This window comes from Nostoc sp. UHCC 0870, assembly GCF_022063185.1.
GTDB lineage: Bacteria > Cyanobacteriota > Cyanobacteriia > Cyanobacteriales > Nostocaceae > Trichormus.
This window is the reverse complement of record NZ_CP091913.1, coordinates 19,602-40,846: the sequence shown is the minus strand read 5'-3', so window position 1 is coordinate 40,846 and position 21,245 is coordinate 19,602. Positions and strand designations below refer to the sequence as shown.

14 protein-coding genes are annotated in these 21,245 nt (G+C 41.4%); 8 read left to right on the top strand and 6 right to left on the bottom strand.

All coding sequences use genetic code 11. The features are described 5' to 3' along the window. Positions 1-10 precede the first annotated feature (10 nt). A complete protein-coding gene (locus L6494_RS00145; protein ID WP_237990886.1) occupies positions 11-1,144 on the top strand; it encodes a hybrid sensor histidine kinase/response regulator in 1,134 nt (377 codons plus the stop codon). Positions 1,145-1,198: 54 nt separating this feature from the next. Next, positions 1,199-3,526: an NACHT domain-containing protein gene (locus L6494_RS00140; RefSeq protein ID WP_330911060.1), complete on the top strand. Its 2,328-nt coding sequence runs from the start codon at positions 1,199-1,201 to the stop codon at positions 3,524-3,526. Between the two features lie 194 nt (positions 3,527-3,720). Here the strand turns inward: L6494_RS00140 and acs are convergent, their stop codons facing one another. Next, positions 3,721-6,516 (bottom strand): acetate--CoA ligase alpha subunit, encoded by a 2,796-nt coding sequence (gene acs, locus L6494_RS00135; RefSeq protein ID WP_237990885.1) that lies wholly within the window; start codon positions 6,514-6,516, stop codon positions 3,721-3,723. An 887-nt stretch (positions 6,517-7,403) separates the two neighbouring features. Between acs and L6494_RS00130 the strand changes: the two genes are divergently transcribed. Then, positions 7,404-7,832, top strand: coding sequence for a hypothetical protein (locus L6494_RS00130; protein ID WP_237990884.1), 429 nt, complete (start codon positions 7,404-7,406; stop codon positions 7,830-7,832). Positions 7,833-7,956: 124 nt separating this feature from the next. Here L6494_RS00130 and L6494_RS00125 read toward each other — a convergent pair whose 3' ends face one another. The 5 genes from L6494_RS00125 to L6494_RS00105 form a co-directional block, all read right to left on the bottom strand. After that, positions 7,957-8,811, bottom strand: coding sequence for an SDR family NAD(P)-dependent oxidoreductase (locus tag L6494_RS00125; protein ID WP_237990883.1), 855 nt, complete (start codon positions 8,809-8,811; stop codon positions 7,957-7,959). Between the two features lie 285 nt (positions 8,812-9,096). Beyond that, positions 9,097-9,402: a small RNA NsiR4-regulated ssr1528 family protein gene (locus L6494_RS00120; RefSeq protein ID WP_237990882.1), complete on the bottom strand. Its 306-nt coding sequence runs from the start codon at positions 9,400-9,402 to the stop codon at positions 9,097-9,099. 31 nt (positions 9,403-9,433) lie between these two features. Continuing rightward, positions 9,434-9,694: a hypothetical protein gene (locus L6494_RS00115; protein WP_237990881.1), complete on the bottom strand. Its 261-nt coding sequence runs from the start codon at positions 9,692-9,694 to the stop codon at positions 9,434-9,436. A 180-nt stretch (positions 9,695-9,874) separates the two neighbouring features. Continuing rightward, positions 9,875-12,952, bottom strand: a complete 3,078-nt coding sequence (gene ppc / locus L6494_RS00110) for a phosphoenolpyruvate carboxylase (protein WP_237990880.1) — start codon at positions 12,950-12,952, stop codon at positions 9,875-9,877. A 152-nt stretch (positions 12,953-13,104) separates the two neighbouring features. Then, positions 13,105-13,344 (bottom strand): hypothetical protein, encoded by a 240-nt coding sequence (locus L6494_RS00105; protein WP_237990879.1) that lies wholly within the window; start codon positions 13,342-13,344, stop codon positions 13,105-13,107. Between the two features lie 376 nt (positions 13,345-13,720). On the opposite strand from L6494_RS00105, the gene L6494_RS00100 reads away from it, so the two are divergent. From L6494_RS00100 to L6494_RS00080, 5 genes are all read left to right on the top strand, one after another. Then, positions 13,721-16,714 carry a DUF1574 family protein gene (locus tag L6494_RS00100; protein WP_237990878.1) on the top strand — a complete coding sequence of 998 codons (2,994 nt, stop codon included), beginning with the start codon at positions 13,721-13,723 and terminating at the stop codon, positions 16,712-16,714. A 77-nt stretch (positions 16,715-16,791) separates the two neighbouring features. After that, a complete protein-coding gene (locus L6494_RS00095; RefSeq protein WP_237990877.1) occupies positions 16,792-18,291 on the top strand; it encodes an MBOAT family O-acyltransferase in 1,500 nt (499 codons plus the stop codon). A gap of 196 nt (positions 18,292-18,487) precedes the next feature. Then, positions 18,488-19,570 carry a photosystem II q(b) protein gene (gene psbA, locus L6494_RS00090; protein ID WP_237990876.1) on the top strand — a complete coding sequence of 361 codons (1,083 nt, stop codon included), beginning with the start codon at positions 18,488-18,490 and terminating at the stop codon, positions 19,568-19,570. A 183-nt stretch (positions 19,571-19,753) separates the two neighbouring features. After that, entirely contained in the window at positions 19,754-20,311 is a 558-nt protein-coding gene (recR, locus tag L6494_RS00085) for a recombination mediator RecR (RefSeq protein WP_199319279.1), read from the top strand. A gap of 200 nt (positions 20,312-20,511) precedes the next feature. Further along, a complete protein-coding gene (locus L6494_RS00080) occupies positions 20,512-21,051 on the top strand; it encodes a DUF4126 domain-containing protein (protein ID WP_237990875.1) in 540 nt (179 codons plus the stop codon). Positions 21,052-21,245: the final 194 nt, after the last annotated feature.

The following is a 21,245-nucleotide window of genomic DNA, read 5'->3' as shown; positions in this document are numbered from 1 at the left end:
AATATTAATTATGAATCCTATCCGTATCTTAATTGTTGAAGATGAGCAACTAGTTGCTGATGACCTCAGAGAAACTCTCGAATATCTGGGATATATTGTTTGTGATTTAGTAGCATCAGGGGAAGAAGCAATCTTTAAAGCAGAACAATTACAGCCTGATTTAGTGTTAATGGACATCAGACTAGAAGGGGAAATAGATGGGATTGAAGCCTCTTTTGAAATTCAGTCTCGCTTTCATTTACCTGTGGTTTACTTAACTGCTAATGCTGATAGAGTGACATTAGAGAGAGCTAAGGCTTCACACCCTTTTGGCTATATTTTAAAACCATTTGATGAAAGAATACTAGGAACTACAATTGAAATTGCTATTTCCCGACACCAAGCAGAAATTGAAGTTAAAAAAGCCTTATTCGCTGCTAAAAATAATCAAGAAATCGCTGAATCTCAAAACCAAAAAACATCCCAAAACTTATATATAACAGTACATGAGTTTCGTAATCCTCTGACTACCATTAAACTGAGTGCAGAAATGTTAAAGGCCTATGGCGATCAGATGTCAGAGCAAAGAAAACAAAATCATATTAATCGCATTGAATCTGCTACAGATAGCTTGAACAATCTTTTAGAGAACATCTTAACATTAGGTAGATCCGAATCTCAAAACCTGGTATTTAACCCTAAACCTATAGATATTGTAACTTTCTGTGAAGAAATAGTAGAATCTTTGCAGATATCGGTTAAAGAACAATATAAAATCAACTTTTCAGTAGATGGTAATAGCCGAATTGCTTGTCTAGATGAACAGCTAATGTGGCATTTACTCAATAATCTACTTGCTAACGCAATTAAGTATTCTCCCGTAGGTAGTAAAGTATTTTTAAAGTTAATCTGGGCAGAAAATAGCTTATGTTTTCAAGTGACAGATGAGGGTATAGGGATTCCACCAGAATCACAATCTCATCTGTTTGAACCATTTCAACGTGCTACCAACGTTGGTAGCATTCCAGGGACAGGACTAGGGCTAGCAATTGTGAAACGATCTACCGAATTGCACGGGGGTACAATATACTTTGATAGTGCTTTAGGTAAAGGAACGACATTTACAGTCAAGCTACCCTGGAAACTAGACACCTTACCTGTTTAAGTGTTGGATGTAAGTACATTTTTTCTTTAACAGCAGCTTCAACAATAGATATTGATGATGACCAAGCGATCGCTCCAGGCTTCAGAGGATGGTATAAAAAAAGCCAAACGTGCTTTTAATCGTAAAAGATTGACACAAGAATCTCTGGCGAGTCAAGTTGGTATAGACAGTCGTCAACCAATTTGGAAGTTTTTTGCTGGTAAGTCAATTGATCGCCGCATCTTTAATGAGATTTGCTTTTTTTTAGAGCTAAATCCAGAAGATATTGTCCAACCAGTAGATTGCGAATCAGAGGAAGAATTAGCACCTCACAAAACCCTCAAAAATGACACTGCTGATAATATCGTCACTTTAGTCAATAAAGTCCGTGCTGCTCACTCTGAGAAAATTCAAAATCAATGTAGCACTCTTAGGTTACTGGATGTGGGTCGAGTTGTCACATTAGATGAATTATATGTTGATGTAAATATTCTAGAAGAACTTACCTGTCAGAGATGGTTAAATATTGCAGATTTAAGCACATTTGAGAGCAAATTATCTCATGAAGTTGGCAAAAATAAAATTACAAGTTTAGACGCTGTTGAGAAATTTTCTAAGCTGCTAGTATTAGGAAAACCCGGATCAGGAAAAACTACTTTTTTGCAATCTGTGGCGATACTTTGTAATTATGGTAAATTTCAAAAGCAGCGCATCCCGGTTTTTATTAGCCTAAAAGATTTGGCTGAAAAGATTAAGTTTGAAGATGAAAATATTTTATTTAATTATTTAATTCAAGAATTTAGTCTTGATAAAATTACTCCCCAAGAATTAGAATTTTTACTTTATGAAGGTAAAATTATCATTCTCCTAGATGGTTTAGATGAAGTAACAGCAAAAAATAGTGATCTAGTTAATAAAATTATTAGTCAATTTGCTGAAATTTATTACAAAAATATTATAATTATTACTTCTCGAATTGCGTCTCAATATTATAAATTTAAAAGTTTTGCAGAAGTAGAAATTGCTGATTTCACTAAATTACAGATTTCCGATTTTGCTCATAAATGGTTTACAGTTTTTTCTCAAAATACTGTTAATAAAGAAAAAACCTCAGCAGCTAAATTTATAGAAAAACTCACACTCCCAGAAAATCGTCTGATTCAAGAACTAGCAACTACACCTCTATTATTAAATCTCACTTGTTTGGTATTTCAGTATTTGGGTGATTTTCCCAATAAACGCTCAGAAATTTATCGACAAGGATTAGAATTATTGCTGGTGCAATGGGATGAAGCTAGGGGAATCAAAAGAGATGAAGTTTATCGAAATTTAACCTTAGCGCAAAAGATTAAATTGCTCAGTTCCATAGCTGAAATTACCTTTGAAAGAGGAGAGTATTTTTTTGAAGAGAAGAAAATTTGTCAATTAATAGCTGATCATCTCTGTCTTTTACCTAATGCACCAACAGATATAGAAGATTTACAGCTAGTTAGTAAAACTGTCCTCAAAGCTATTGAATTACAACATGGATTATTAGTTGAACAAGCGAGGGGTATTTATTCTTTTTCTCACTTAACCTTTCACGAATATTTCACTGCTAGAAAATTTGTTGCTAGTAGCGATCCAAAAACATTGGAAAAAATTGTCAATTATTTGCCGGAAATACGCTGGCGCGAAGTGATTATCCTCACCAGTGAAATGTTAGTTTCTGCTGATCACTTGTTCCAATTAATGAAGCAAAAAGTTGATGAATTAGTTGCTGATGATGACACATTAAAGGGTTTTATAGATTGGGTAAAACAGAAATCTTTAGCAGTTAGCACTACTTATCATCCGGCGGCTGTACGCGCTTTTTACTTTACATTGGCTCTACCTTCCCATTATCATCTATCCCGAAACCAAGCTTTAGCTATAAGTTTGGATAATCATTTTGCTGGTAAATTGTCTAATGATTTAGCTTTAGATTTGGCTCTTAGCCATACTCTGGCTGTCACCCTCGCTTTGACAGCAGAGATTTTTTGTAAACGTATCTCTGCTGTCAAAATAGCTCTGGATATTGAGTATTTACTACCAGAAGATTCATTGTTAGGTCAATCTCTGCAAAATTTGCAAGATGAATTACCAGATTCAAATCAAGATAGGAAAGTATTAAAATTATGGTGGCAAACTAACGGTCAATCTTGGACTAGGCAATTAAAAAATTTGCTGATAAGTCACCGTCAAATTGGTTATGATTGGCAATTTAGTGATGAACAATTGGAGTTGATTCAACAATATTGGGATGCCAATAGTTTATTAGTCTCTTGTCTGAATACGGCTAGTAATGTTACTCCGCAATTACAAAATTTGATTGAAAAAAGTTTGTTTCTCTCTCCAGATACATCTGTTGTCAGTTACTCGTAGAATTGCATTAAAATGCCCTCCAGTCCTGATTTTTAGGTCGTCGGGATTGCTGACTTTTTACGTTATGTGGAAAACCTAACCCCCTAACCCCCTTCCCTACTAGGGAAGGGGAATAAATATGCAGAGACATTGCATGGAACGTTTCTACAGTCCAGAATAAAGCGCATCTTCATTAAGAAACGGTATCAATACAGCTAGAGGGCAATTTCAGCTTTCCTGACGGTGGTATCGCTGGTGCTGGCTACGCGGAAACCGAGTTTTTCACAGACTCTTTGCATCCCATTATTATCAGCGAGGATATCGGCTGTGATCTGTGTGATTTGCTCATCGCGTCCTACTTGTAGCAATCGGCTAACTAATTCTGTACCGATACCCTGACATTGATAGCGATCGCTTACTAATATCGCAAATTCGGCTGCATTAGTCCCATGTAATTTACTTAATCGCCCAACTCCCAAGATTTGCCGTGTCCCGGTTTGTGGATTTTGGTGTTCTACTACTAACGCCATTTCGCGATCGTAGTCAATAAAGCAAATGCGTGTCAGCCGTTCATGGGTGATGCGGTGGCTTAATTTCATCAGGTGGAAGTAGCGGAAATAAACGCTTTCCTCTGAGAGTGTTTCGTGGAATTGCACCAACAATGGCTCATCTTCGGGACGAATGGGACGGATAGTTACAGGTGTACCGTCTTTCATTGTCCACTCTCCTACATATTGTGTAGGGTAGGGACGAATGGCTAACTTGGGTAGTTGTGCTGCTGTCATCTCTGGTTCATGGAGAACTACCCGCGCATCTAAAGCAATTAATCCCCCATTACCTTGATTTTGTGGGTTGGGAGGAGTCGCCAGCAAGGGATTAATATCAATTTCTTTAATCCAAGGCTGTTCTACTACCAAGTGACTAAAGGCTACCAGCAACTGCTCAAGGGCATCCATATCAATACTTTGCCGTCCCCGCACACCTTTGAGGGCTTTGTAAATTTTGGTGTGTTCCATCATCCGCCGCGCTAAAGTTGTGTTGAGGGGAGGAAGTGCGATCGCGCTATCTTGTAATACTTCTACCAATTGTCCCCCAGCACCAAATAACAACACTGGGCCAAACTGAGGATCTAAACTACTACCAATAATCAGTTCGTAGCCGTCCATTTTTACCATTGGTTGCACTGTCACACCCAGGAAGAGGGGGGAGTGGGTGAAAGTAGCTTCTAATTTCTGGACATTCGATTCAATAGTGCGATAGGCGCGGCGGACTGCATCGGCATCTTGTAGGTTTAACTGTACACCACCGACATCAGTTTTATGGGTGATGACCTCAGAATAGAGTTTGACAACAACTGGATAACCAATATTGTCGGCACATCGCACCGCCTCATCTTCAGTTTTGGCGACACAAGTTGTCACAGTGGGTATACCATAGGCTGCCAAAATCTGCTTTGATTCATATTCCGTTAAAATCGTCCGTCCTGATTGACGAGCCGAGGAGATGATATTCTCGACTAAGTGGCGATAGGGAATGCCAGTATCAGCATCAATTGTAGGTAATACCGGAGTTTCGTAGATACCGCGTAAGTTATAGCTAGATTGCCACATATAACTAAACACCCGCGCCGCCGTATCTGGATAAGGATAGGTAGGGATGCGTTGGCTATTAAGTATCATCTCCCCATCTGCCACATCTGCACCCCCCATCCAACTAGCTAAGATGGGTTTACCGGCAATTTGGGCGTAGGGTTTTAACTGTTCTGCCGTTTGGGTGGGGTCAGTCATGGCTTGGGGTGTGAGAATTACCAGTAAACCATCACTGTGGGGATCTTTGGCAGCAATTTCTAAAGCTTGGGTGTAGCGTTGGGGGTCAGCATCACCGAGAATATCAATTGGGTTGCTGTGACTCCAGTGTTTCGGCAAAATTTGGTCCAGGGAGGTAATGATTTCCGGGGAAATTGTCGCCAGTTCCCCGCCAGCCTCGATGAGTGCATCAGTCGCTAGTACCCCAGGCCCCCCAGCATTGGTGAGAATTGTTAATTTTGGCCCTTTGGGACGGGGTTGTTTTGCCAGTACCTCCGCCATATCGAACAAATCAGAAATACTATCAACCCGCAACACTCCACAACGCCGGAAAGCTGCATCCAAGACGGCATCACTACCAGCTAAAGCCCCTGTATGGGAGGCGGCGGCTTTGGCGGCGGCGGCTGTACGTCCGGCTTTAATGACAATGATTGGTTTGGTAAGTGCGACTTCCCTCGCGGCGGAGATAAAAGACCGCGCATCACCAATGGATTCCATGTAAATGACTATACTTTTCGTTTGCGGGTCATCACCGAGGTAATAAATCAAATCACCCCAACCCACATCTAGCATTGAGCCGATGGAAACGAAAGCACTAAAACCGACATTTTCCCGCACACTCCAATCAAGGATGGCAGTACACAATGCCCCACTTTGACTGATAAAGCCGACATTACCAGAACGAGCCATTGCACTGGCAAAAGTAGCATTTAGACCGCTTTGGGGACTCATTACACCCAAGCAATTAGGGCCGATAATGCGGATATTGCCGCGCCGTGCTTGCTCTAAAATTTGCTGTTCTAAGGCTATACCCTCCGCACCAGCTTCTTTAAAACCTGCGGAAATAATAATTGCCCCCTTTACCCCTGCTGCGACACAATCAGCAATGACTCCTGGAACGGTGGAGGCTGGGGTAGCAATTACTGCTAAATCAACAGTTTCGGGAATATCCGCAATAGAGGGATAGGCTTTGATACCGAGAACACTATGGCGTTTGGGATTGACAGGGTAAACAGTACCACCAAAGGGACTGCTAATTAAGTTCCATAAAATCGTGCGTCCGACACTACCGACTTTTTCGCTAGCACCAATCACCGCGACACTCTGGGGTGCAAAGATGGCATTGAGAGGATTGACCTTCTCTGCCTGCAAAATATCATAAGCGCGATCTATACTTGCATCGCTGGGCTTGAGAGACTTTTGCATCAATCCTCCAAATAATTCGTAATTTGTAATGGGCTAACGCCCCGCTCCGCTAACGTAACTCGTAATTGGCTGCGCCCCGCTACGCTCTAAGCGCAGCTATGCCGCAGGCTTTACGTAATTGGGCATTGGGCATTGGGGTAAAATGTCCTTTGCCTTTTGGCTTAACTCTAACTGAGACTTAGTTTCTCAAACCGAAAATTCAAGGTTTTTTTAAACCCACATTCCGCACTTCATAATGTAGTGCAATATATTACGTAATGCTGCTGTGATACGAGTAAATAAAAATACTCATAATCTTTAAGTAATTCGGTATTAAGAATAAACCTAGATTGCGAAGTATAAAGTCGGGAAAAAGCTCATAAATGCTTGGTTTCAGTCCTTTCACAAAACTAAACATAGATTGTTTTATGATGCTGATTTATGGGCGATACCAGAAGTGAGACAATCAAAAAAACTCAAAAATTTTGAGGGTAAAAAATGTCTCAAATATCAGAAGCAAAAATTAAAAATATTGAGCTTACTTGATTCGGGGCAAGCCTGTTACCAACCCTGAATAATTCATTGGGGATTCCTACCAGCAAATGATTTTGGAGAAAATTTTTAATATATCTCTTGCTATTTTCCACAAAAAGCTCAGTACGAGCTATTTTGGTAAAATTTTTAAGTACAATTACTTAATTAGAGATTAAAGGCTAGAGGATAGAGGCTAAAGGCTGGATAATTGACCTAATACCCAGTCCCCAGCTTTTCAATTTTGGATTTGCAATGAGTGAATTTTAGATTATTCAATCCAAAATCCAAAATCTAAAATTCCCCGTCCACAGTCCCTACTCCCTACTCCCCACTCCCCCACCTTTAATTCAGTCCACATCAAGGAGTGTTTTTTCGTGAATGCAGCTGAACAGGCAACCAACCTTGAACTCGCCAGCAAGATTGCTACAGCAGTTAACTTGTTCAAATTCGAGTTTCCTGATGCTAAATCAGATTTAAAACCCTGGAAAAATGACCCAGACACCAGAGAATTAGTTGATCCAGACTCTATAGATATAGGGTTTCATTTTCCAGGTGTCAGTAAATCTTGGCGCAGTCGCAGCGTTCTAATTCAAATTCGGTTTCACCAAGACCCCATCACGAAATTACGACGGGCTATTGGCTTAGAGGTAGCTGGGTTTGACCATCGGGGTGAGGTGTGGCGACTTTCGACAGTAGAAACTTGGAGTTTTGTCGGTGAGTGTATCCCTTCTCCCGAAGTCACAGAGAAACTAAAACAAGTTTGTCGTCAGATTTTAGAAGTGTTTAATAAACCGAGTGATTAGGAATTGAATTGCGAATTGGTTTAACACACCCTAAGAAAGAATCTCGGTAAAATATCGCAGACGAATTGCAATCCTTGAGATTCAGAACAAAAAATTAGTCGCCCTATGTGCGATCGCAAATTATCTATAAACCCATTGAATATAAAATTACACGGTCATACAATCTATCAGGCAAAAGATACTTGAGGAATGCTCCTATTTTCGCGTCTTGACCAATGAGATAGCGTGTCTTTGGTTTTTTTGCTGTGAGTGCGTGAATAACAGCATCAGCTACAATATCCGATGAAATACTCTTCGATGCCAGAATTCCTACTTGTTTACGGACAGCAGTCAGCGCATGACCGTAGAGATTTAGGGCAGATGGTGATAAATTTTGCTTTGCTGTATCAGCTTGAGTGAAAGACTTTTCCCAAATGGGGGTCGCAATCGCACCTGGTTCTATAATTGAAACGGAAATTCCCCAAGGTCGTAACTCCATACGCATCACATCGGTGAGTGCTTCAAGTGCAAATTTGGAAGCATTGTAAGCACCAAGAAAGGGCGCAGCACTTCTACCGCTAATAGAACCCATATTGACAATTCGTCCTTGACCTTGGCGCAATAACCCCAGAAATGCTTGTGTGACTGCTAGTTGTCCGGTGACATTAACTTGCATTTGTTGTTCAAAATCGGCAATTGGTAATAGTTCTAATGGGCCAGGAACGGCGATTCCAGCGTTATTTACTAAACCGAAAATTTCATCACCAACTGTATTTTTTACTGTCTCAACTGCAAATGCAATGGAATCAGCATCAGTAACATCTAAAAAAATAGGGATAAGTCTTTGAGAGGCTTTTTGTTGAAGTTTTTGAGCATCAGAATCTTTACGCACACCAGCAAAGACACAAAATCCTAATTTGTCTAAACGCAAAGCGCAGGCTTCACCAATTCCTGTTGATGCGCCTGTAATAACAACTGTACCTTGATTTTTTGCAAGCATTTATGTTATCCACTCTCTGAGATTAACTATAAAATTACTTGCTAATAACAAATGATAGATTTGCTACTTATATTTCATATTTATTAAGTTATTTAATCTTTGCAAAAAATAGGTTGGGTTTCCTATTTACTATTGCTTTATATCTTTATAATATTTTTTCATCTGCTAAAAGAAAGATATTACCTCTTCTTTCTCTTCAGCAATGAATTGAATTTTTTGCGCTTATTTTAGCATTGCGCTCACTCACAAAGATGAGCGTAGGCGATGCTCCGCCTACGCTCAAACTTACTTACCGCCGTAGAAAAAAGCAATATCTTTTTCTTTTAGGGGTGCAAAGCCTGCTTCTATGAGTAATTGATCGAGTTCTGGTTGAGGGATGTGTTTTGCCCCAATGCGAATGATGCGCGATCGCATAGTATTAGATACACCACTACGCTGTCTGTTGGCTTCTAATGCCATGACTTTGGTGTATAGGTCTAACTTTGCTGCTGGAATCGGTGTACCATCAAAATCGATGCCTTTAGCGATCGCTTCATCAATAGCATCAGCACCCTTGGTAGCGGTATTTACTTGGTTAGTATCAGCAGTCATGGTAGTTTTTTCTTAAAGTTATAGGTATATCTTACCAGTGATGTCGCTTCTCTCGTATTACCAAACCACCAACAAAAGCACCTAATATTGTCCCTGTCCAAATACCTGTTGTACTACCTTTCCATGTTGCGCCGGGTGTTATCCAAACTTGGCACATTTGTTGTAATGCCCAAGACTGATTTTGACACTTTTGGCTATGCAGCATCAAAGTGATTTGTCCGCCAATATAACTGCCGAAAAATCCTGATGTTAGTGCTAGAAAGGTACAAATTAAAATTGGATTTTTAGTCATAAATCATTATTTATTAGCACTGTAGAGACGTTTCATGCAACGTCTCTACATTATTTATTTGGTGCAATTTCATAGAAAATTGATATCAACAGTCAACAGTCAACATAAATGGTTTTTGACTATTGACTGTTTACCAAACTCAGCACCGGCTAAACGCCGCGCTACCGCTAACAGCACTTTTCAACCTGTATTTCTCATTCCCGCAGCGATACCGTTAATAGTTAATAATGCGCCTCTGAGTAACTCGCCTTTGCTGTAACGTGAATGAATTACGCCGGAGGTAGCAATATTTTTTGACTGGCGCAGGCGTTTGAGGAGAGAAACTTGGATAAAACCAAGGGGGACAATTGTACCGTTACGTAACTGTACAGAACGTTGTAGCACAGGATCACCATCTAATAACCGACTATGGTCAGTGATTTTGAGAACTAAATCCCTAGTGAGATAGAATTCACTGGCGATTTGCTCAAATACTTTCTCAAATCGGGGTTTGTCTTCAGGGTTAGATAATTCCTGAACGTAGTGATGCGCCATTTGCATATCTACTTTCGCTAGTGTCATTTCAGCTTTGGAAATGACCATTTTGAAGAACGGCCACTTCACGTAAAAGTAGCGGAGTAATTTCAGGTGTTCTTCTGGTTCTGTACCCAAAAATTCTTGTAAAGCTGTACCTACACCGTACCAAGAAGGGAGCAAAACGCGGGTTTGTGTCCAGCTAAATACCCAAGGGATGGCGCGGAGACTGCTTAAGTCTTTTTTACCAGAGGGACGACGGGCGGGACGGGAACTAATTTGTAGTTGGCTAATTTCTTCAATGGGGGTGACTTGGTGGAAGAAGTCAATAAAATCTGGCTGTTCGTAGATTAAACCACGATAATGCTGCCGCGATCGCGCTGCCAATTCTTCCATTATTTCATTCCAAGGTTCGATATCATCAAACCCTGTACGTAGTAAACTGGCTTGAATTACTGCTGTAGTAATGGTTTCGAGGTTGTATAAAGCCAAGTCCAGCAAGGAGTATTTAGAAGCCAATACTTCCCCTTGTTCAGTAATTTTGATGCGGCCATTGATACTATGCCCTGGTTGCGCCAAAATCGCTTCATGGGCTGGGCCGCCTCCTCTTCCTACTGAACCGCCGCGCCCGTGGAAAATCCGCAGATGTATACCGTATGCTTCGGCGATTTTCTGCAAGGATTTTTGGGCTTTGTGAATTTCCCAGTTACTACTTAAGAAGCCAGAATCTTTGTTGCTGTCAGAATACCCCAGCATGACTTCTTGTAAGTCGGGGGTGAGTAGGGAGTTCTGAATACTCAGTTGTGAGTTGTTTGTTGACTCAGCACTCGTTACTTTTAACTCAGCACTTTCATAGCCACCAGCTAATAAGGCACGATATAAGGGCAGTTCAAACAATTGACGCATGACGCTGCAAGAGCGTTGTAAGTCTTCGACTGTTTCAAATAATGGTACAACTTGAATTGTGCCGACTGCGATCGCGGGGTCAAATAATCTGGCTTCTTTGGCTAACAGCAAAACTTCCAGTACGTCGCTGACTTGACGACACATACTAATAATGTAAGTTTTGCAGATACTAATCCCAAATTCTTGTTGTAGCGATCGCACTACCCTAAAGGTTTTAATGACATCATTAGTCTTGTCAGAAAATGGTAGTTCTGACGAAATTAATGGGCGGCGGGTTTGCAGTTCACTGGTTAACCATTCAACGCGCTGTTCTTCTGAGAGGTCATTGTAAGATTGGGGTAAAAGTTGCAAGTATTCCAGAATCTCGTTTAAAGCATCCGAATGTCTGGAAGATTCTTGGCGGATGTCTAGCTGGGTGAGGTTAAAGTCAAAAATTTCGACTTGACAGATGAGATTATCCAATTCTCGGCAACTTAAGCCAGTTTCCGTCAAGTTGCGCTGAATCATCCGCAGTTCTATCAAGAAATCTGCCCCGGAACGGTACATGGGGCTATCTTCGTTGGTGGGAGTTTCGCCCTTGTACAAAGATAAATTGCGATCGCGGGTATTTTCCAGCCGCTTCAGGACATAAGATAGTTTGAGACGATAGGGTTCTTGGCGATATCTTAAAGCCAATGCGTCGTAAACGTCACTTAATTGGGATTGATCTAACTCTAAAGATTCCAGCAAATCTGGTAAAACATCGCTCCAGTGCATGGAGATACTCAGTAATTCAATTAATTGTGTAACTGACTTGATATATCTCTCCAGCACCATTTTGCGCTGATAGCAGGCTGTTTGCCAGGTAACTTCCGGGGTGACAGATGGATTCCCATCTCTATCTGAACCCACCCAAGAACCAAAGGAGCAAAAATCTGTACTTGGTGGTTCTAACCAAGGAAATGTTTTCCCCAAAGCGTACTTGAAGCGTTTATATAGTTGGGGGATACCATCAAATAAGACTTCTTGGAAGTAGTGCAGAGCATAATCTACTTCATCTAGCACCGTGGGTTTAAACTGGTGCAGTTCATCAGTGCGCCACCAGAGGCGAATTTCTTCCATTAATTTTTCGCGGATTTCTCCAGCTTCCCAAGGATAGCCACCGCCTTCACTCTTCCGGTTTTCTACCGCATCCAGTTGTTGTAGTAATTTGACTACTTGCCGTTGTTTATCCCGAATGGTGTGGCGGACAATTTCTGTCGGGTGGGCTGTGAATACCAAACGCACATCCAAATGGGAAATTAGGCGTTGAATCTGTTGGGGTGGAACATTCAACTTGTGTAATAGGGGAAACAGGGCGGCGAATGTACCTTTTTGTCTGTTTTGTTCTCTGGAAGAACCATTTTTAGTTAGCCAGTCCATTCCTCCTGAACCATTGAAAATGACATCATCTTCATTTTGGTTAGAGGAATAGCTAATATTGTGAGAATTTTCTTGATGGGCTAGTTCTTGTTCGGCTTCAGAATAGCGAGTTAATTGCTGCCGTTGTTCGTATTCCTGCTCTATGATGTTGATCAGCTGAAAATACAAAGCAAAACCCCGCGCAGCCCGAATTGCTTCGTTAATATTTAACTGTTCAATCAACTTGACAGCAGAAATGGCTTGGTCTTTTGTCGCTTGTCCTTCTGGTGAACATAAGTCACGCAACTGCCGCAACAAATCCACCATATTCTGCCCGCATTCTTGCCTGAGTACAGACTCCCACAATTCTTCCACAATTTGGAGGCGATGACGCAAAAATAATTCTGAGGTGGGGTATAGATTGGCAGATTCAGATAAAGAGTATAAAACAGAACTCATATTTGCTTGTCTCGTAAAGCCGATTGCTGTTTAACGGTGTGCCGCTACGCGGAAGTCAAAAGTCAAAAGTCTTATCTAGGAAGCTTTTTGCTAGTTTTGAATCATGACTTTGTTGACATTCGATTGAGCAGTTTTTGGTAAGTATATTTTTTTTAACTGTAATTATCTAATTCTGTTTCATTTGGGAAGGGAAGAATCGGCAGGCGATCGCCCCGAAATAATTCTTCACTGGCTTGCCCCATAGATTCTAGGGCTTTTATTGACATTTTCCCTGTAGTAAGCAGCATTAGTATAGACGCTGAACCTATTTGTAAGAGGAGAGATTGGGGAATGCTAAACAGAACCAAATTCAATCCTGATTCAGTTGTGGACTGTTGGGTAATAGGAGGCATTGCTTTGTTCTTAGTGATTGGCCAACGAGTAAAATAAAACGCAAAACTCAAAATCTGTATGACTTGCAACCTTATAAGACTATTCTGTCTCACTTGGCAAGCTCAGATGGTAACAAAACTGTTAACAAAAAAATCCAAAATGTGATAGACCTATGGTTCTAGTTTACAAGTCCAAGCCATACCCCCCGTTAACAATTCAAAATTCAAAATTTAAAATCCAAGACATTTTGCCTAAGACAAGCTACGCGAAGAGTAGCGGATTTAAACCCCGACCATAGCTTGCTTCCCACCCGGTAAATGATACTACGTGTAGACCAGTCCCCAGTCCCCAGTCCCCAGTCCCCAGTCCCCAGTGTTCCTTCAGAGTTAACTGCCCATGAAAACATTAGTATTAGATAGCCAGCAATCCTTATTGCAGTGGGTAAGCCAAGCAACAGGGATTAACACTTTAGGGGTGAAAGTCCGATTACGGGGAAATGACCTTCATATTTTGTGTGAAGGTACAGAGTGTCCTCAACGCTGGCGGACTCTATCTGATTTGCTTCATGCACTCCAACAAACAGATTTAGATGCCTTAACCAGCCACGAACAACCATCAATATACCAAGTATTCGTCTACGGGCGAAAGAAGGGGGAATATCGTCCCCAGTGGTGTCACAAAGTTTACTTAAATCAACTAGAACGTCATCTAGAACAGGTAGAAAAAGCCCTGTTAGAAGATGCCGCTAAAGCCCCTGGGGGCGCGTTAATTATTTCTAATGAAAGTTTGGCACGGCGGGGAGATCCCAACGCCATAGCCCGCTATCTCAGCGAAACTCTGAGTGCTATGGGTGTGGCGGTACAGGTAAAAGTTAAGCAGATCGAAGCTAGCGATGATAGTCAAGCTGTATCTAATCGTCTGTGGATATTTTGCCAGTCAAGCTATAATCCCGATCCTTCAATACTAGCCGAACCAGTAGCCCATCAATTGCGGCAATTAAAGCTAACTGGCTACAAAGATGCAGTGATTGTTTCCCAAATTAGTGGTGAAACAAAGCATGATTGGCGGTTGCGGATTGATTTAACACCGCCGGAAGTAATGCTCAAAGAATGGGCGCGGTGGGGTGATGTGCAGGCGATCGCTCGACTGTTAACAGCAGTATTATCAGAATTAAAAGTTACTGTCCAGGTTTCTCTACAAGAATCGACCTTACATATCTTTTGTTTACCGCTTGCTAACTCCTCTACACCAGAGAAAGCAGTATGTATAGAAAAAATATCACAGCAATTAGATGCGATCGCGCCTCAAGGTATCCTCGCCGCCACTGTTTACGGACAGAAAACCAATGACGATAAGCAACCCGACTGGATTGATTGGCTGACTTTACCAGCTAAAGAATATCCTGCTTTGGCTACTCCAGCTTTAGAATTGGCGGCTGAAGGTGATGAACCAGCAATTATTTTCTTGCTAGAACGCTTACTTAATCCCAATTTGGATCGCAAATTAAAAACAGGCGGTTTGCGGGTGCTGCTGTTGCGGAAAGATGATTTATTCCACATCATGTGTGATGCACCTATTTGTCCCAGTCGTAAACAAGTAGCCCCCAGAGTTACCCAATTTATTCGCCAATTAAAAATTCCTGGAATTGCTGGAGTGCGGGTTTATGGTAGACGCGCTGGTAATAAAGAACCTTTTTGGCATCATGGTGTAGATTTAGCCCAGCGTCAACGGTTAGTTCCAGAGGCTACCCCAGAATTTGCGGCTACTGCTGATTATGTCAGTGACTTAATTACCCAAGATGACGACGAACCCATTTTGCGTCCTGACTTAACTACAGAAGAAGTTCAAAGTTTTGTCACCGAAGTCGCGCGGGATTGGGTAGAAACTGCAACTACCACAGTTAAACAATGGCTTTTGAATACTCAGTTATTTACAGAAAGCGATCAGTCAACTAGCCAAATTCCTGATGCTCAAGGCGTGAAAGTTGCCTTAGTCTGGGGTACTTTAGGTTTATTGCTCACCCTACAAACCGATTGGGTCTTGGGTTACATCGTGACTCGCACCATACCGAGTTCACCACAGGTTAACAATATTTCATCACCATCATCCTCTGAGCCAAAATCATCTGCAAGTGCCAGAGACAATCAAAACGAAAGGACAGCATTTTTTACTAATTCCCAGCCACCAAATGCAGCCTTTAATCGGTCTGGGTTTACCCAAGAAGACGATCAACCCAGAGATTTAAGAGCTGCACCATTAAAAGATAAAGCCAATGCTACAGCTATTTTACTGGCGGCGCGATCGTCCATGCCTAGCTTTAATATTCGGCAATTAGATGAGCAATTAGCCTTATACAGACAACGCATTGCCAAAAACGGTAAACCTGCCGATGTCTTAATTATCGGTTCATCCCGTGCCTTGCGGGGAGTTGATCCAGTCGCGTTGTCAAAAGCCTTGGCGCGTCAAGGTTATCCCAATGTTGACGTATTTAATTTTGGCATTAACGGTGCAACCTCACAAGTTGTAGATTTTGTGATTCGTCAAGTGTTACAGCCATCGGAACTACCAAAATTAATTCTATGGGCGGATGGTTCTCGTGCTTTTAACAGTGGTCGTGATGACTTAACATTTAAAGCGATCGCTACTTCTCCAGGTTATGAATATGTGTTAAAACAGGCACAAAAATCTAGTGACAGCGATGAATCCGTAAAAAATCAAGCCAATTCCCCTAAAGATACTAAAACAACACCTCAACATGAAATAAACAACTATCAAGTTATTAATAAGTGGTTAAATCAGGTTTTTGGTGGTCTTTCCACTAGCTACCAACACCGCGACCAAATTCAAACTTTATTCCACAAGCAACTAGAATCTTTACCAATATTGAAAGAATCTCAAAAACCTTCATCACCTACCCAATCAAACACAGATAATTCTGAAGATGACAGTACCTTGACACAAGCAGTTGACTTTGATGGTTTTCTACCCTTATCTGTAAGATTTAATCCTGCTAGATACTATCAACAACATCCTAAAGTTGCTGGCAAATATGATAACGATTATAAAGATTTTCAACTAGGAGCAGAACAAGATGCAGCATTCCAAGATGTTTTGCAATTTACCCAATCTCGAAATATTCCTTTAGTCTTTATTAATCTCCCCCTCACTTCTGAGTATTTGGATCAATTCCGCCGCCAACATGAACAAGAATTTCAAACATATATGTTGCGATTGTCAACTAATCCCAACTTTATTTATAGAGATTTAAGTCAACTTTGGACAAAAGCCCATGAATACTTTTCTGACCCCAGCCACCTCAATCGTTTTGGTGGTTACGAAGTCTCGAAAAAACTAGCCAATGATCCGATGATTCCTTGGCCAGTGAAGTAGATAGGTGATAGGGGACAGGTGACAGGGGACAGGTGACAGGTGACAGGGGAGAGCAACTAATAAATAATGACTAAAATATGAACTTTATATCTATTCTTTATGGACTGTTTTTGCTGAGTGTATTGGTTATTTATTGGTCTTTAGAACTGCCAAAATTGCGCCTATGGGCTTTATTGATTGCAAGCCTTTTTTTCTACGCATCTTTAAATATACAATATGTACCTCTCCTATTAGCACTAACTTTTATTAACTTTCAGTTAGGGCGAGAAATTGGCAAAAATACTTCGCCGGGACAACATAGTCTAGATTGGCAGATTTCTAATGAAGAATGGCAATTTGCCCACATGGATTGGAATCGCCGCAGATTAAAGCTATTATGGCTGGGAATAGGTTTAAATGTCTCAATATTATTAGGATTTAAGTATATAAATGGCTTAGTAAAATTACTTTTTGATGTGCCAGTTAGTGCATCAGATAGCCCTTTTAAAATCATTGCACCTTTGGGGATATCGTTTTTTACCTTTGAGTGCATTGCTTATTTAGTAGATGTTTATCGGGGTGCGCCTGCTAGTAATCAATTTATCAAATTTGCGACATACAAATTGTTCTTTGCTAAATTAATTTCCGGGCCAATTACCCGCTATCACAACTTAGCAAATCAATTTAACTCTCTGGAATTTCCTGGTACTGATAAAATAGCCGAAGCTCTATGGTTAATTGCTAGAGGTGCTGTGAAAAAAGGCATCTTAGCAGACAATCTAGGCATTTTCGTTGATTTATGTTTTGGTAATCTGCAACGGGCTGGTAGTCATGATTTATGGTTGGCTACCATAGCCTATGGTTTGCAATTGTATTTAGATTTCAGTGGGTATGTAGATATTGCCCGTGGTAGTGCTTTACTGTTTGGGTTAGCACTCCCAGAAAACTTTGATTTTCCCTATTTCAGCACCAGTATTGCGGAATTTTGGCGACGTTGGCACATGACTCTGGGTGACTGGCTGCGTAATTACGTTTATTTTCCTTTAGGTGGTTCTCGTCAAGGTTTAACACGCACCTGTGGGAACTTGTTTATTGTCATGCTAATTGCTGGGATTTGGCACGGTTCATTGTGGGGCTTTATCATTTGGGGTGTTTATCACGGTTTAGCCTTAGTAGTGCATCGACTCACAGATGAAATGAGCGATCGCTATGAGAAACTAGAACAATTCTGGCAAAATCCTCTAGGCGTACTCATAGCTTGGCTTTTAACCCAACTAATGGTCTTCACCTCTTGGATTTGGTTTCGTCTACCTAACCCCCAACAATCCACTTGGGTATTTCAGCACCTGTGGGGTCATACTGCTGATGCCCAATTTTATCAAAAAGTTTATGTCGAAGCTCTCAACACCAGCCCCTATCAAATCGCCTGGATGATGGTCTTGTTAGCCGCTTTCATGAGCATAACTTATGCCTTCAAAGGTAAACTCAAACTGGATCTGAGTTGGCCTCTCAAACTAGTATTTGTACCACTTTGCTTCTATGCTGTTTGGTTGCTCGCCCCTGAAGGTAGCCTTCCTTACATCTACTTCGATTTCTAATTTATCTTCTCCGTGTCTCCGTGGTTAAAAAATCCCCTTCTAACACAGAGACACTTTTGATATAAGTAAAATTAATTATTAATTAACCAACACATAAGAAATTCAATCAATAAAATAAAGTAAATAGATGTAAAGTTTATGGGCAGGCGAAAATATTACACGCCTCAATCATAAAACCCAAAGCAATCATAAAAAAATGACCACAACCTTACAACAGCGTCAAAGCGCGAATGTATGGGAACGGTTCTGCGAGTGGATCACCAGCACCGAAAACCGGATTTACATCGGTTGGTTCGGCGTATTGATGATCCCCACCTTGCTAGCCGCAACCACCTGCTTCATCATCGCCTTCATCGCTGCACCTCCAGTAGACATCGATGGCATCCGTGAACCAGTAGCAGGTTCATTAATCTACGGAAACAACATCATCTCTGGTGCAGTTGTTCCTTCCTCCAACGCCATTGGCTTGCACTTCTACCCAATCTGGGAAGCAGCTTCCTTAGATGAGTGGTTGTACAACGGTGGTCCTTACCAATTGGTAATTTTCCACTTCTTGATCGGATGTGCTTGTTACCTAGGTCGTCAGTGGGAACTATCCTACCGCTTAGGAATGCGCCCTTGGATCTGCGTAGCATATTCTGCACCTTTGGCATCAGCAACCGCAGTATTCTTGATCTACCCAATCGGTCAAGGTTCATTCTCAGACGGTATGCCCTTGGGTATCTCCGGAACATTCAACTTCATGATCGTGTTCCAAGCAGAACACAACATCTTGATGCACCCCTTCCATATGTTGGGTGTAGCTGGTGTATTCGGCGGTTCATTGTTCTCCGCAATGCACGGTTCATTGGTAACTTCCTCCTTGGTGCGTGAAACCACCGAAACCGAATCACAAAACTACGGTTACAAATTCGGTCAAGAAGAAGAAACCTACAACATCGTTGCAGCACACGGTTACTTCGGTCGCTTGATTTTCCAATACGCTTCATTCAACAACAGCCGTTCCTTGCACTTCTTCTTGGCTGCATGGCCAGTAGTAGGCATCTGGTTCACCGCCTTGGGTATCAGCACAATGGCGTTCAACTTGAACGGTTTCAACTTCAACCAATCCATCATTGACTCCCAAGGTCGCGTCATTGCAACCTGGGCTGATGTAATCAACCGCGCTAACCTGGGTATGGAAGTAATGCACGAGCGTAACGCTCACAACTTCCCCCTAGACTTGGCTGCTGGTGAAGTTGCTCCTGTTGCTATCAGCGCACCTGCTATCAACGGTTAATCTTCAAGCTTAGTTAAATAAAAAACGCCTCCTGGAAACAGGGGGCGTTTTTTCATGCAATGAAATTCGCACCCACCAGATGCAAATAAGAGTACGCGAAAAATGTCATCATAGTTAAGGTGAGAACATACGGGAGATACGGCCACGGTTTACGCACGTCCTTTAGCACGGTTAATCGAACAGTTGCAACGCCTTCCAGGAGTTGGACCCAAATCTGCCCAGCGACTGGCTTTGCATATTTTAAAACGTCCAGAATCTGAAGTAGAGGCTTTGGCGCAAGCCCTAATTGATGCCAAAAAACAGGTAGGTTTATGTTCTGTATGCTTCCATCTTTCATCTGAACCTGTTTGTGAAATCTGTCGTAATCCCAACCGCGACAATCAGACTATCTGTGTAGTAGCTGATTCGCGCGATGTGATTGCACTGGAAAAAACCCGTGAATACAAAGGTAAGTATCACGTTTTAGGAGGAGTGATTTCTCCCATAGATGGTATTGGCCCAGAACAGTTGACTGTTCAAGCTTTGGTAAGGCGGGTGAGTCAGCAAAAACCCCAAGAAGTAATTATGGCGATTAGTCCTAGTGTAGAAGGGGAAACTACGACTTTGTATCTAGGCCAGCTACTTAAACCATTTACTAAAGTGACGCGAATTGCTTTTGGGTTGCCTGTAGGTGGCGATTTGGAATACGCTGATGAATTGACGCTAGCAAGGGCTTTAGAAGGACGGCGAGAGTTAGATTAAAACCAACCCTATTTTCTCTAGAACCCCGGTTTCTTGGAGAAACCGGGGTTCTAGATTTGTGCAATATGTAAAATCTTTAAAAACAAAATATATTTTTTTAATGACTGTAAAGTTATTGCTGTGATTTCTCTCGGTAATGGATAATCTCAATAACAAAGCGAAGACTTCATTTATTATTTATTCGCTATTCGAGTACCCTGATGATTGAAATTCTAGCTACACTTTCTGCTTCTGCCGCAGCAGGAATAAGAATAGGTATACCTTTATTAATTATTGTGCTTTTGCAGGGTAGTAACTTTTGGTCACAAGTGCCAATTGTCTCTCACGTTTCCCCTGGGGTTTTATTAACCTGTTTAATTAGTTGTTCATTTTTTGAATTATTTGTTTCCAAAAAACTTTGGGGACAACGAATTTTACAAATAATTCATTTATTCTTATCTCCCCTAGTGGGGGCGATTATGGGGTTAGCAGTAGCTTCAGCGACAGCAACGCCACACTGGTTAATAGCTGTGATTGGGGGTTCATTGGCTTTAGTATTGCAGCTAGTTCAGGTCGGTTGGTTCTATCGCTTACGTGGGTTGCCGTTGTGGGCAGTGTTTCTACAGGATGTTTTGTGTATAGCCTTAGTGCTGTTTGCGTTTGATGCTCCGTGGCAAGGAGGATTAATTGCTTTAATCCTCCTGTGGTTTGCCTTACGTAGTGCTAAAGAGTGGTATGACTGGTATCACAAAAGCCGTTAAAATACCTGAATTTGGGCGAAACCATAGGGTCGCTAAACTTACGGTAGAAAACCCAATCATTTTTTTCATTGCTCACCGCCAATAAACAGAAAATTCAAGCTTTACTGACGATATTCCTGCAATTGCTGTCTAACTACATCTGTCTGTGATGGGAAGCCCAAAAGCATTAAAATACTACATATAAAAACAAAAAC

Bases quoted from the DNA above. Each gene is read 5' to 3' on its own strand.
- L6494_RS00145 (WP_237990886.1), top strand. From the start codon at position 11: ATGAATCCTATCCGTATCTTAATTGTTGAAGATGAGCAACTAGTTGCT.
- L6494_RS00140 (WP_330911060.1), top strand. From the start codon at position 1,199: ATGATGACCAAGCGATCGCTCCAGGCTTCAGAGGATGGTATAAAAAAA.
- acs (WP_237990885.1), bottom strand. From the start codon at position 6,516: ATGCAAAAGTCTCTCAAGCCCAGCGATGCAAGTATAGATCGCGCTTAT.
- L6494_RS00125 (WP_237990883.1), bottom strand. From the start codon at position 8,811: ATGCTTGCAAAAAATCAAGGTACAGTTGTTATTACAGGCGCATCAACA.
- L6494_RS00120 (WP_237990882.1), bottom strand. From the start codon at position 9,402: ATGACTGCTGATACTAACCAAGTAAATACCGCTACCAAGGGTGCTGAT.
- L6494_RS00115 (WP_237990881.1), bottom strand. From the start codon at position 9,694: ATGACTAAAAATCCAATTTTAATTTGTACCTTTCTAGCACTAACATCA.
- ppc (WP_237990880.1), bottom strand. From the start codon at position 12,952: ATGAGTTCTGTTTTATACTCTTTATCTGAATCTGCCAATCTATACCCC.
- L6494_RS00105 (WP_237990879.1), bottom strand. From the start codon at position 13,344: ATGCCTCCTATTACCCAACAGTCCACAACTGAATCAGGATTGAATTTG.
- L6494_RS00100 (WP_237990878.1), top strand. From the start codon at position 13,721: ATGAAAACATTAGTATTAGATAGCCAGCAATCCTTATTGCAGTGGGTA.
- L6494_RS00095 (WP_237990877.1), top strand. From the start codon at position 16,792: ATGAACTTTATATCTATTCTTTATGGACTGTTTTTGCTGAGTGTATTG.
- psbA (WP_237990876.1), top strand. From the start codon at position 18,488: ATGACCACAACCTTACAACAGCGTCAAAGCGCGAATGTATGGGAACGG.
- L6494_RS00080 (WP_237990875.1), top strand. From the start codon at position 20,512: ATGATTGAAATTCTAGCTACACTTTCTGCTTCTGCCGCAGCAGGAATA.